Origin of the sequence: Paenalcaligenes sp., assembly GCF_030152715.1 — a bacterium.
In the GTDB taxonomy this organism is placed as follows: domain Bacteria; phylum Pseudomonadota; class Gammaproteobacteria; order Burkholderiales; family Burkholderiaceae_B; genus Paenalcaligenes; species Paenalcaligenes hermetiae.
Genome location: NZ_JASLIX010000080.1, coordinates 15,714 through 27,678, shown reverse-complemented (window position 1 = coordinate 27,678; position 11,965 = coordinate 15,714). Strand labels below are relative to the sequence as shown.

The 11,965-nt window shown below is 47.7% G+C and carries 10 protein-coding genes; 1 reads left to right on the top strand and 9 read right to left on the bottom strand.

What is annotated here, in order from left to right; translation table 11 throughout:
- Nucleotides 1–9: 9 nt before the first annotated feature.
- From Q1V74_RS06510 to Q1V74_RS06500, 3 genes are all read right to left on the bottom strand, one after another.
- Nucleotides 10–387 carry a DUF4168 domain-containing protein gene (locus tag Q1V74_RS06510; protein ID WP_300647572.1) on the bottom strand — a complete coding sequence of 126 codons (378 nt, stop codon included), beginning with the start codon at nucleotides 385–387 and terminating at the stop codon, nucleotides 10–12.
- A 191-nt stretch (nucleotides 388–578) separates the two neighbouring features.
- On the bottom strand, nucleotides 579–1,640 hold the full coding sequence (locus tag Q1V74_RS06505; RefSeq protein ID WP_300647571.1) for a c-type cytochrome: 1,062 nt from the start codon (nucleotides 1,638–1,640) through the stop codon (nucleotides 579–581).
- 11 nt (nucleotides 1,641–1,651) lie between these two features.
- Complete coding sequence (locus tag Q1V74_RS06500) at nucleotides 1,652–2,326, bottom strand: c-type cytochrome (protein ID WP_300647569.1); 675 nt, start codon at nucleotides 2,324–2,326, stop codon at nucleotides 1,652–1,654.
- Nucleotides 2,327–2,570: 244 nt separating this feature from the next.
- Between Q1V74_RS06500 and Q1V74_RS06495 the strand changes: the two genes are divergently transcribed.
- Complete coding sequence (locus Q1V74_RS06495; protein WP_300647568.1) at nucleotides 2,571–3,746, top strand: benzoate/H(+) symporter BenE family transporter; 1,176 nt, start codon at nucleotides 2,571–2,573, stop codon at nucleotides 3,744–3,746.
- 111 nt (nucleotides 3,747–3,857) lie between these two features.
- Here the strand turns inward: Q1V74_RS06495 and rpoD are convergent, their stop codons facing one another.
- From rpoD to Q1V74_RS06465, 6 genes are all read right to left on the bottom strand, one after another.
- On the bottom strand, nucleotides 3,858–6,125 hold the full coding sequence (rpoD, locus tag Q1V74_RS06490) for an RNA polymerase sigma factor RpoD (RefSeq protein ID WP_300647576.1): 2,268 nt from the start codon (nucleotides 6,123–6,125) through the stop codon (nucleotides 3,858–3,860).
- Nucleotides 6,126–6,452: 327 nt separating this feature from the next.
- Nucleotides 6,453–8,291 (bottom strand): DNA primase, encoded by a 1,839-nt coding sequence (gene dnaG, locus Q1V74_RS06485; RefSeq protein ID WP_300647567.1) that lies wholly within the window; start codon nucleotides 8,289–8,291, stop codon nucleotides 6,453–6,455.
- A complete protein-coding gene (rpsU, locus tag Q1V74_RS06480) occupies nucleotides 8,288–8,500 on the bottom strand; it encodes a 30S ribosomal protein S21 (RefSeq protein WP_077733504.1) in 213 nt (70 codons plus the stop codon). Before rpsU ends, dnaG begins: the two co-directional genes overlap by 4 nt.
- Nucleotides 8,501–8,619: 119 nt before the next feature.
- A complete protein-coding gene (locus Q1V74_RS06475) occupies nucleotides 8,620–9,174 on the bottom strand; it encodes a phosphoribosyltransferase family protein (protein WP_260650448.1) in 555 nt (184 codons plus the stop codon).
- A 113-nt stretch (nucleotides 9,175–9,287) separates the two neighbouring features.
- On the bottom strand, nucleotides 9,288–10,586 hold the full coding sequence (locus Q1V74_RS06470; protein ID WP_300647566.1) for an adenylosuccinate synthase: 1,299 nt from the start codon (nucleotides 10,584–10,586) through the stop codon (nucleotides 9,288–9,290).
- Nucleotides 10,587–10,659: 73 nt separating this feature from the next.
- Nucleotides 10,660–11,826, bottom strand: coding sequence for an ATP phosphoribosyltransferase regulatory subunit (locus Q1V74_RS06465; protein ID WP_300647565.1), 1,167 nt, complete (start codon nucleotides 11,824–11,826; stop codon nucleotides 10,660–10,662).
- Between the last annotated feature and the right edge of the window lie 139 nt (nucleotides 11,827–11,965).

The following is an 11,965-nucleotide window of genomic DNA, read 5'->3' as shown; positions in this document are numbered from 1 at the left end:
GATCAGGTTTTACTGAGCTTGAATACGCTGCTCTACCTGCTGACGCAAGGCTGGGTCCTGCTGAATCGCTAAACTAATTCCATTATATTGCTCTACGCTCAGCCCACCTTGCTGCACTTTCTCTACCATCTTTTCATCCGCCTCTTTCATAAGATTTTGTCGATCTTGATCGGTAGTAGCGGCTTCGAGCTTCGGCTGATAATCAGCAGCGACCAAAGCCACTTGCTTTGCTGCCGTCGCATACTGATCTAGCTGCTCAGGCGTAGGTTGAATCACCTGTGGTGCAGGGGGCGCAACAGGAGCATTGCTTTGAGCATGAGCAATAGGCGCAACCAACCCTAAACTAACGGCAGCTGCGGCGATAAAAGCTTTCATATTCTGGGCCATTCCTAGCCTCCTTTAACAACAAAAGTGAGCTTTAATCATCGTCGATAGCGCCACCTACATGCAAGTTTCAATCTGTTAGTAGCTGTGTCCAGCAGGATTTTTTTGGTATAAAAAAACCGCATACCAAAACTAAGTGCTTGATATGCGGTGTTTTTTTTGCAATGTATTCCTGTTAGGAATTCATTACAGATTTACTCGGCTTTTTTACCACCAGTAAAATCACGGGAGCGTAAAATCTCTGGTTTGAGGAAGTCCTTATGACCAACATTGTCGTGATCACCCAAAATTTTACCCTCGAACTCAGTGCCGTACATAGAATGCTTATGGAAAGTATCTAAGTACATTTCACGTGTTTCTTTGATGTCACCCGTGTAACGTGGGTCTTGGGGACGCTCTTTGGTGTTGACGTATTGAGCAATATCCCAAGCATCCTGAATAGAAAGCGAGTTTGGCTGACCTAATGGCATATTGTGGCGAGTAAAAGAAGCCAAGGTGTAAACTCGAGCAATCCCTGCACCCCAGTTATAAGAGTCGTCACCCCACAACGCTGGGAAAATGACCTTATCGCCTTCTTTTTTACCTGCGCCGTCCTCACCGTGACAAATCGCACAGTTAGCTTGGTAAGCAGCTTTACCACGAACGGCATCAGGCGCTTGCTCAGGGTCTGCTAAACGGGGGAAACCACGACCATAGAGCTTGTCTTTGGGGAACATAGGAACACCGGTAGCTAGCCACTGATGGTACAAAGACAAGGCCAACATATCATCGCTACCATACTCAGGCGGTAAACCGTTCATGGAGTAAGTAAAGCAGCCAACAATACGCTCTTCGAGGCTATTAACATGACCGTTTTTTCCACGGTATGCAGGCAAATCAACAGCTGCAGGCCAAACGGGCCCTGCGTAAGGCAAACGCCCCTCACCAATGTGGCAGCTTGCACAGTTCATGTTGTTAAACACGTTTTTACCGCGCAACTGCTGTGTATTCACAAAAAGATCGTGCCCACGACGAATCGCCTCTTTCATTTTAGGATGAAGATCTGAGGCTTCTAAATCTTCCATGGTAGGAGGAATATGAACAAACTCATCATCCTTGGGTTCGGGAGCACCAGGAACCATAGCGCTAATTTGCGCACGCTCTTCGTCTGTTAGGTCTTTACCATATTTGGTGATCTGGGCATTGGCTGCCGTGGCACCTAACATGAAGGCACCTGTGATGGCCACAGGGAGTAATTTTTTAAACATCATTTTCATTTTGAATCCCCTTATTCTTGACCTTTAACAGGCTGAGCTGCTAACCATGCAGAGACCGCTTCAACATCACGATCATCCATGCGCTTAGCAATGCTAGCCATGAGGTTCTGAGGATCATTTTGACGGGTTTCTTCTTTCCAAGCGGTGATCTGCTGAGCAATATACCCAGGATGCTGGCCGGCTAAAGCGGGGAAAGTAGAACCATTGCCTTGGCTACCGGGCCCATGGCAGGACGCACAGGCCACAATGTATCGACTCCAATCACCCTGAGTGGCGAGCTTTTCACCATGCTTGAGCAAATCTTCGTCTACCTCAGGCGCTTCAATTTTGGGCACCGGTAAGCTTGCATAATAGCTGGCTACATCCACCATTTGCTCATCATTGAGCATAGTGGCAAACGCTAACATTGAGGCGTTATTACGTGAGCCATCTTTAAATGCTTTTAACTGGGCGACGAGGTAGTCACGGTCTAAACCCGCCAAACGAGGCCAGGATTCACCGCCCGGAATATTCATACCACTACCATCGGCTTGGTGACAGGCGATACAGGTGGTAGATGCCGCTTTACCACGCTCGATCGCCTCAGCGTCTAGCTCTGTGGCTACCGCTGCAGACATGGCCGATGATAGGCCCACCGCCGCCAGTACGCCGGCGAGCGGTAATCGAGAAAAAAATTGACGAGTCATAGTATAAACTCACTAAAGAGAGCTAAAAAACGCTAAATCGCGCCCCACATACAACTGGATTTTATATGCTTATAGCAAAATAACCAACTGTTACGGCTTTTACATCAAAAGCCTTAACATATATCAAGTTTATGCAAAACAAGATTATACTTATTACATTTTACAATAAGGTATGGCCTACTCACAAATCCGCATAGTAGCGCATAATGACTCTTTTATATCTTAGAGTTATTACTAAAGCACGATGTCATTACGATTTCTTTCTTTCTCTACCCTAGGAGCAGGGCTGCTAACCGTCATTATCAGCTATAGCAGCTCCATCGCTATCGTGCTACAAGCTGCCCATGCTGCCGGTGCTGATTCTGCTCAACTACATTCGTGGATGTGGGCACTAGGTATTGGCGTCGGCATTAGTACACTTCTACCCTCCCTGCTAAGTAAAACCCCTGTGGTAATGGCGTGGTCTACCCCTGGCGCCGCCTTATTAGCCACCAGTCTAGGCGATTATTCCTATGCTGAAGCCATTGGCTTTTTTCTCTTTGCTTCTTTTTTAATGACCCTTGTTGGTCTGAGCCGCCTTTTTTATCATTTTAGTCGGTGGGTTCCCCCACATTTAGCCGCCGCCATGCTCGCCGGTATCTTAGTGCAGTTTGGTATGCAGCTCTTTAATGCGGCCGAAAGCAATTGGGTCATGGTCTTATTACTTTTAAGCACCTTTTTTATCACTCGACTTTTTTGGCCCCGATTGGCTTTGGTTAACGCCTTGTGTGTAGGCGTATTTTATTTGCTTGCTACCCAAGCCTTACATGCTAGCGCTTTACATTGGTTTCCAGCTATACCGGTATGGCAAAGCCCGGCTTGGAACCTAGGGGGACTACTAGGGGTGGCATTACCGTTATTTTTAGTAACGCTCAGCGCTCAAAATTTACCAGGAGTAGCCATGATGCAAAGCTATGGCTACCAACCACCGATTTCACCTCTCATTACCACAACAGGGGTGGTTGGTTTACTGCTCGCTCCATTTGGTGGCTTCGCCTTTAATCTCGCTGCTATCACCGCCGCCCTTTGTTTAAATCCAGATGCTCATCCTGATCCAAAAAAGCGCTATCATGCTGCGGTTTGGGCGGGTCTCTTTTACTTAGGTTGTGGTTTAGGGGGAGCTGCCTTAATTCAGTTCTTTTTAGCCATGCCCAAGCCCTTTATAGCTGCCATTGCCGGCTTGGCCCTTATCGGCACCATCAGTCAAAGCTTTGGCCAGGCATTTTCTGAGCCTGCTCACCGTGAAAGCGCTCTCTTTGCTTTTTTAGCTACCGCTTCTGGTATCAGTTTATTTAATATTGGTAGTGCGTTTTGGGGGCTACTTTGTGGGCTCATAGTTCACCATCTTTTTCGCTCAGCAAACACCCCTACCCAGCCTTAGAAAGAGCCTACTTTCACCCACTACTTCCATAAAAAAACCCCAAAAAGCCAGACCTTGATCCGCTTTTTGGGGTTGACATGGTGGCGAGCTAAACAGCCACTTTATGCGTGATTATTTGCCTTCGAGGAAAGACTTTAGCTTATCCGCACGGCTAGGGTGACGCAGCTTACGCAAAGCCTTAGCCTCAATCTGACGAATACGCTCACGCGTCACATCAAATTGTTTACCCACTTCCTCTAAGGTTTGATCCGTACTCATTTCGATACCAAAGCGCATACGTAAAACCTTGGCTTCACGAGGCGTTAACGAGTCTAAGACCTCTTTCACCACATCACGCATCGAACCATGTAACGCCGAATCCGAAGGTGAAATGGTATTGGTATCCTCAATGAAATCGCCTAAGTGAGAATCATCATCATCACCGATTGGCGTTTCCATAGAAATCGGCTCTTTAGCAATCTTGAGGATTTTGCGTACCCGGTCCTCGGGCATATCCATTTTTTGTGCCAAGGTTGCTGGATCTGGCTCAACCCCTGTTTCTTGTAGAATCTGGCGGTTGATACGGTTCATTTTATTGATGGTTTCAATCATATGAACCGGGATACGAATCGTGCGTGCTTGGTCTGCAATCGAACGGGTAATTGCCTGACGAATCCACCATGTCGCATAAGTGGAGAACTTATAACCACGACGGTATTCAAATTTGTCCACCGCCTTCATCAAGCCAATGTTTCCTTCTTGAATCAAATCCAAGAACTGCAAACCACGGTTGGTGTATTTTTTAGCAATAGAAATTACCAAACGTAGGTTCGCTTCTGTCATGTCACGCTTGGCTTTGCGCGCTTTGGCTTCGCCCGTTAACATGCGTTTGTTGGCTTCTTTAAGATCCGTTAAAGGTAAGACAACGCTTGCTTGGATCTCCAATAGCTTTTCTTGGATCTCTTGAATCGCCGGCACATAGCGTTCCAGAGACTCCGCATAAGGTGGGTTCGCTGCCAACTCATTCGTCACCCACTCTAAGTTAGTCTCATTACCAGGGAAGCTTTTAATAAAATGCGAACGAGGCATTTCTGCGCGGTTTACACAGATTTGCATAATTTCGCGCTCTAAGGCTCGGACTTCCGCCACACGCTCACGCATGGTATCAGCCAGTTTTTCTACCATCTTCGCTGTAAAACGGATCCCCATAAATTCATTGAGGATATTTTCTTTAGCCTCGATATAACCAGGGCTACGGTAGCCTTCGGATTCAAAAGCGATACGCATTTTCTCAAACCACTCTTGAATCACATCAAATTTTTTAAGTGCTTTGGTGCGAAGGTATTCAAGCTGTTTGCTGCTCATGCCACCTGCTGGGCCCTCGTCGTCTTCGTCCGTCACACCGGATCCAGCGTATTCCTCGCCGTCATCATCAATCAGGCCGTCCACGACCTCATCAATGCTTAACTCGCCCTCACGCACCTCATTGATATAGGCCAACACCTCGTTAACCGTCGTGGGACACGCCGCAATGGCCATCACCATGTGCTTTAAGCCATCCTCAATGCGTTTAGCGATCTCGATCTCGCCCTCACGAGTTAATAGCTCCACGGAGCCCATTTCTCGCATATACATGCGTACTGGGTCTGTCGTACGACCAAAGTCTGAATCTACAGTAGTAAGTGCGGCTTCTGCCTCGTCATCCACATCGTCGTCACTCGACGCCAATGGGGTGCTATCGCTCATTAACAAGGTATCGGCATCAGGGGCTTGATCATAAACAGAAATCCCCATATCGCCAAAGGTGCCAATAATACCCTCAATGGCTTCCGCATCTACTAAATCATCAGGAAGATGGTCATTGATTTCACTGTAAGTTAGATAGCCACGCTCTTTACCCAGCTTAATCAAGGCCTTGAGTCGGTTACGACGAGCCTCTAGTTCTTCAGGTGTTAGCTGACCACGGCCACCAAATACATCTTTGGCACCGCGCTTAGCGCCTTTTTTAGCCGGCTTGAAATCGGGGATCACCTCGTCGCTGTCCTCGATGTGATCATCGTCATCAAAGGCAGTAGTTTTAGCTGGACGACCACGACGTGCTGCTGGCGCTGCCTTTGCGGCGGTTTTTTTTGCCGCTTTTTTTGCCGCTTTTTTCGCGGCTTTTTTGGCTGTTTTCTTTACCGCCGTTTCAACGGCTTCATCCGCCGTTGCCTCGGTATCTGCTGCTGTCGCTTTTTTCACAACTTTTTTTGCTACGGCTTTTTTTGCTGCGGCTTTTTTTGCAGCCACTTTTTTAACGGCTTTTTTCACCGCTTTTTTCGCTGCTTTTTTCGCTACGGTAGGTTCCTGTGCGGCGTCGACATTAACAGAGGTGCTATCAGCATCAGATGCTGCTGCCATCGTCACAGAGTGAGTCGTCGCGTTTTTGCCAGTCGATTGAGTCATATTGAATCCCATTGACGCAAAACACCAAATTTGGTGTGGTATTTAATGAATAGCACCGGTACTCAGTAAAAAGTAAGACAAAGTCGCAACGTCAGTGATTGAGTCAAATATGATTTCATCCCTGCGTGGTACGATCAGGCTCAAGTACATCTAACCAACTGACGCAAACTCTTTATCTTATGAAAGCGCTTGCCTTTTTACCGTTGCTGCGTGGGCTATTGCGTAAACATTTACTTTATGTATACGATTATTTTTCGTATAAAACCAGCCATTTTACTGCACTTAAGGTGCTGGTGCAGTAGTCAAGCGCACTAGACGTCGGCTTAAATCTTGGTAGCGTTGTCTTGATGCCTCATCCGGTAAGCCAGCTGCAATTAAATCGGATTGCTCTTGTTTGATGGCATCGATTTGTATTCTACGCAAAGCATCATTCCATTCGGCTCGTGGATCAGGCAACTCTTCGTGCTGTAATAGTTCGGTGGCTAGTCCGTTTAAAACATGTGCTAAATCTGATTCAGGATCCACTGCTTGTGTTAGCGCACCGATATGTTTGGCTTGGGTGTCATTCGCTAATGCAATCAGCTCCTGTACTAAGAATAAGGTGGGGCTATGTACGATAATTTCAAGCGCATCATGATCTAAATCAAGGGCTAGCTGTGGATGCGCCGCTAATAAGCGCAACAAACGCTTAGCCAGCGGTGTCACGGAACGAGCACGTTTACTTCGATTCGCCGTCGCTGGCTTTCGATTCGTCGGCGCAACGGACGACTCTCCCTGTGTCCTAGAGGAAGCGGGAGCTTCCGCACGCTCTCTGTTATAAACCGGCTTTTGCTGCTGCAGCAAGCGTAATTGCAGCTCATCCTCGGTCAAACGCACCAGCTGCGCAAACTCATGCTGAATTTGTGTACTTAAAGTACTGTCCGACAGGGTTGCTAAAAGGGGTAAGGCCTCATGCACACATGCAGCCCTGCCCTCAGCTTCGGATAAATCATGACGCGTCGCGAGCTCATCGAGCATAAACCGAGATAATACCAAAGCCTGTTTGGCTTGCTCTCTAAATGCCTCTGCCCCATATTCCCGCACGTAAGAGTCCGGATCATGCTCAGGAGGCAAAAACAAAAAACGCATCGATACATCGTCACGTAGCTGCGGTAAGCATGTAGTTAGTGCCCGCCAAGCAGCACGTCTTCCTGCCCCATCCCCATCGAAACAAAATACAATACGATCACTCGCACGCATCAGCTGACGTATGTGATGTTCAGTAGTCGCTGTCCCTAAGGTTGCAACGGCATTAGCCAAACCCCGATCTGCCAACGCCACCACATCCATGTAGCCTTCAACAACAGTAACAAAGCCCTCGGTGCGAATCCCTTGCCGATTTTCCCATAAGCCATAGAGCTCATGACTTTTTGAAAACAGTGGCGTTTCAGGGGAATTTAAATACTTAGGTTCACCTGCTGCAATTAAACGCCCACCAAAACCAATCACATCCCCTTTACGATTGCGTATAGGGAACATGATACGACCGCGAAAACGGTCATAGCGACGCCCATCCTCAGCCTCAATGACTAAACCAGACTCGACCAACAAAGGGTTTTCATACTGGGGAAAAACACGCTTTAAGTCATGACGATCCGAAGCAGCCCAACCTAAACCAAAACGCGTAATCGTCGGTGCAGATAAGCCGCGCTGCTGTAAATAGTCTTGAGCAGGCGTATGGAGCGCAAGCTGACGCACATAGTGTGCTTGGGCGGCATCAAGAAGCTGCTGGTGTTGGGAACGTTGTTCTTTTCGCTGCTGATCTGCAGCTCGCTGACGGGGAGATTGTTGTTTTTCAGGTACAACTAAACCGACCTCGTTCGCTAGCGAACGTACGGCCTCGGGGAAGCTTGCCCCTGTATGCGCCATGAGAAAGCTAATAGCGCTACCATGTGCCCCACAGCCAAAACAATGATAAAACTGCTTAGTAGGACTGACGGTAAAGGATGGTGATTTTTCGTTGTGAAAGGGACATAGGCCAATTAAATTGGCCCCACCCTTGCGTAACTGTACGTAGCGCCCTACGACATCTACAACATCGACGCGCGCTAATAGTTCCTGTATGAAACTATCAGGTATCAATAGAGACGCGGAGGCAATTGCTGGCTACGGATGCGTTTGTAGTGACGTTTAACAGCAGCTGCACGTTTACGTTTGCGTTCCGCAGTTGGTTTTTCGTAGAATTCGCGGGAACGCAACTCTGTTAATAAACCGGTTTTTTCAATGGTGCGCTTAAAGCGGCGCATCGCGACCTCGAAAGGCTCGTTTTCTTTCAGGCGAACAATTGGCATGTACTTTTGAAGCCTTGCTAAAAAATGGTTAAAGACACTTGTGTAATAAAAGCATTACACAATTCGCATATATAAGGATAGACTAAAATACTAGCATAAATTAGCACTAGTCGTCAAAATCATTCTACAGATTTGGTTCCTTTACCCTTACGAATCCACGCCTCTAGCTGGTGAGGACGGATGCTGTCATAGTCCTCAAAGGGCTGATGAATCCACGGATTCGTTGGCAAATGTTCCACATAATAATCAGGAGTAACCTCAGAGTGGCCTTTCCACCACAATACACCTGTACGTAGTTCTGTAATAGCGGGGAACTGCGTACGCAAATGATCACGTACACGCTTAAAGGTTAAACCGGTATCAACCATGTCGTCGATAAGCAACACATTCCCATCCAAGGTGCCACGAGTGATGGTAATGAACTGGGCGATATCTAAAGTGCCTTGCTGCGTGCCCGCGGCCTCACGGTAGCTACTGGTGGCTAAGATTCCTAAAGGAACATCGTAAATTCGAGAAATCACATCGCCAACACGCATCCCACCGCGTGCTAAGCACACGATTTTATCGAATTTCCAGCCTGATTCGTGAATTTGTAAAGCGAGCTTTTCAATTAGCTCATTGTATTGCTTCCAGTTAACCCAATGGTCGCTATCAGTATTAAGGGGCAAACTCATGAAGGATCCTATGTATTAATCTATGTGTGGTGCATAATCATAAACCAAAACACAGCGCTCTGAAAAGTAACAAAAAAGAGCGGGCAAGCCCGCTCTTTTAAAAATCCATGAGTTTATTTCGTAAACGGATCACGTAACACAATGGTTTCGTTACGGTCAGGACCAGTAGATACCATATCAATAGGCACTTCACAGACCTCGGCGATGCGCTCTAAGTAGCGACGCGCATTGACTGGAAGCTTATCGTATTCAGTAATGCCAACGGTAGACTCTGTCCAACCAGGCATTTCTTCTAAGATAGGCTCAGCTTCGGCTACAGCATGGGCTCCATGAGGCAACACATCTAAGAACTCGCCCTTATAGCGATATCCCACCCCAATTTTAATGCTATCTAAGCCATCCAATACATCTAGCTTTGTGACACACAAACCAGAAATACCATTCAACATTACGGAACGCTTCATAGCAGCGGCATCAAACCAACCACAGCGACGCGCACGACCTGTGACCGAGCCAAACTCTTTTCCAACCTCGGCAAGACGAGTACCAATCTCATCGTGCAATTCGGTTGGGAAAGGACCGGAGCCCACACGTGTGGTATAGCATTTAGCGATACCTAGCACGTAGTTAAGCTGCTGTGGCCCAACACCAGAGCCTGCGGAGGCAGCCCCCGCTAAGCAGTTGCTGCTGGTCACAAAAGGATAAGTGCCATGATCAATATCTAAAAGCGCCCCTTGGGCCCCTTCAAATAATAATTTATGACCGGCTTTAGCGGCCTGATACAAATGACTAGACACATCGGCAACCATAGGACGTAGCTCCTCGGCATAACGGCCGACCTGCTCCATCACGCTGTCTGCAGATACAGGCTCTGCATTGAGATAGTTAGTCAGTACAAAGTTATGATAATCCAAGACTTCGTCGAGTTTCTCTTTAAAAACAGCTAAGTCATACAGATCTTGCACACGCAAGGCGCGGCGCGCCACTTTATCCTCGTAAGCAGGACCAATACCACGCCCTGTCGTACCGATCTTTTTATCAGGGCTTTTCTGAGCCTCGCGCGCCTGATCCAAAGCAATGTGATAAGGCAGAATCAAAGGGCATGCAACCGAAATCTGCAAACGCTCACGGACATTAACGCCAGCTGCCTCCAGTTCCTTAATTTCAGAAAGCAAGGCTTCGGGCGATAAAACCACCCCATTACCAATGTAGCATGTCACGTGATCATGCATAATCCCAGAGGGAATTAGGCGTAATACCGTTTTTTGGCCGTTAATCCACAGGGTATGCCCTGCGTTATGGCCGCCTTGGAAACGGACAACACCCTGTGCTGACTCGGCGAGCCAGTCCACAATTTTTCCTTTACCTTCGTCACCCCACTGGGTGCCGATCACCACAATGTTTTTGTTCATGTTACGTATCAAATAAATAAGGGCCGGATGTATCTGGCCGGTTAGTAGCTAAAAACCCGAAAGAAGCCGCTTATTAAGCAATAGTGCGGACTTGCCATTGCCCCTGTTCACAAACCAGCTCCCTATCGATCAGGAACTCGTCGGCAACAGGGGATTGATCGGGTAGCATCTGTATCACGATTTCACCCGACTCGCGCAAACGTTTAAGCGTATCTTGAAGCGCGGCATCCGTCCCCCATGGGGCTCGAATTGCACGCACTGGCTTGGCCTCTGCCAACCCTGCTGACAATTTGCGTAAATCCATACTAAATCCGGTGGCAGGACGATCACGGCCGTAGAGCTTACCCACCCCATCGTAACGGCCACCACGTACTAATGCATCGTGCCAGCCATCGGCATACACACAAAATACGACCCCAGTGTGATAGCTTGAGCTGCCCCCCATGTCGGCTAAATCCACGGTTAACGCTGGAATGTCCAGTGAATCAACCAGACTTTGCAACTGATCTAAGGCATGGGTTATCGATGCGCTCGTCGGCAAAACCTGTCTTGCTTTAGCAATAACTTGATTGGCTTCGCCGTATAATGAGCATAAGATAAGTAAAGCCTGAATAGACTGCTCTTGGCTATTAGGAATACTACTTTGAAGAGCACGCAAACCAGGGATATCTTTAGCGCTCAACAAGTCAAAAATCGTATCCGTATAGGGCACTAATAGTGGATCCATTTGGATAATGGCATGACCAATAGCTGGTAGATTTAAATCCAAACGCGGATTTTTTACGCCAACTTTTGCTACGCTTGCCAATGCTAAATGGATAATTTCAATATCAGCCTCGACGCCGGCATAGCCAAAGATCTCCGCCCCAATTTGCAAAAGCTCACGATCAGATAATAAGCCCTCGGGGCGCGCGTGCAGCACAGAACCGCAATAACATAAACGCGTCACTGTGTTTCGATTTAATAAGTGAGCATCAATACGTGCTACCTGTGGCGTAATATCGGCACGAATCCCCATCGTGCGTCCTGATAGCTGATCGACGACTTTGGTTGTGCGTAAATTGAGCTTAGACCCAGAGACCGCCTGTAGGGACTCTAAGTACTCCGCAAGCGGCGGAGCCACTAGCTCAAAGCCGTAAGTACGGTATAAATCTAATAAATAGCGACGCAACTCTTCGATGCGTCGTGCTTCCGCGGGCAAAACATCTGCCAAGCTTTCTGGCAATAACCAATTGGACATAAGAATAGCCTTCGCTTTTTCTATGTAAAGGCAGTGCAACAAAAAGGCGACTTGGGGCGTAAGCCTTCCAAGTCGCCTGCGATATGGTGTAAAAACTTACACACTAGTATAACGAATCAGCTCCAAATAGCCAAGTGCT

Bases quoted from the DNA above. Each gene is read 5' to 3' on its own strand.
- Q1V74_RS06500 (WP_300647569.1), bottom strand. From the start codon at position 2,326: ATGACTCGTCAATTTTTTTCTCGATTACCGCTCGCCGGCGTACTGGCG.
- Q1V74_RS06475 (WP_260650448.1), bottom strand. From the start codon at position 9,174: ATGAGTTTGCCCCTTAATACTGATAGCGACCATTGGGTTAACTGGAAG.
- rpsU (WP_077733504.1), bottom strand. From the start codon at position 8,500: ATGCCAATTGTTCGCCTGAAAGAAAACGAGCCTTTCGAGGTCGCGATG.
- Q1V74_RS06495 (WP_300647568.1), top strand. From the start codon at position 2,571: ATGTCATTACGATTTCTTTCTTTCTCTACCCTAGGAGCAGGGCTGCTA.
- Q1V74_RS06465 (WP_300647565.1), bottom strand. From the start codon at position 11,826: ATGTCCAATTGGTTATTGCCAGAAAGCTTGGCAGATGTTTTGCCCGCG.
- Q1V74_RS06510 (WP_300647572.1), bottom strand. From the start codon at position 387: ATGGCCCAGAATATGAAAGCTTTTATCGCCGCAGCTGCCGTTAGTTTA.
- rpoD (WP_300647576.1), bottom strand. From the start codon at position 6,125: ATGGCAGCAGCATCTGATGCTGATAGCACCTCTGTTAATGTCGACGCC.
- Q1V74_RS06505 (WP_300647571.1), bottom strand. From the start codon at position 1,640: ATGAAAATGATGTTTAAAAAATTACTCCCTGTGGCCATCACAGGTGCC.
- Q1V74_RS06470 (WP_300647566.1), bottom strand. From the start codon at position 10,586: ATGAACAAAAACATTGTGGTGATCGGCACCCAGTGGGGTGACGAAGGT.